The 278-nt window shown below is 50.0% G+C and carries 1 protein-coding gene; it reads right to left on the bottom strand.

The genetic code is table 11. From position 1 onward, the window contains the following. A partial coding sequence (locus tag ACNKXS_RS15485) for a hypothetical protein (protein ID WP_417921666.1) occupies positions 1 to 221 on the bottom strand: 221 nt, incomplete at its 3' end. Positions 222 to 278 lie beyond the last annotated feature (57 nt).

The raw sequence follows: 278 nt of genomic DNA on the forward strand, positions 1-278 counted from the left end.
GACCTATGCCAATAAGGCGTTCCATGGTTTTTTAAATCCTGCTGCACACATTCGGCACAAAATCTCAAATTCGGGTTTGCGCCAAAGCGGTTAGCAAGACGTCCGATCAAGGCTTTCAGGCCTTTGCCATTGCCATGAAGTAGAAGATTAGTGGCCGTTTCGCCCCGTTCGGGAGTAAGGAAAGGGCGATGATAGGGATAGAGCGTGCCAAATTCGATCATCCCAATTGCAGATGCAAGAGGTGAGCTCGACCCTAGTCGCTGCTGTAGTTCTTGCAG

It is taken from the genome of Christiangramia marina (genome assembly GCF_048285865.1).
In the GTDB taxonomy this organism is placed as follows: Bacteria; Bacteroidota; Bacteroidia; order Flavobacteriales; family Flavobacteriaceae; genus Christiangramia; species Christiangramia marina.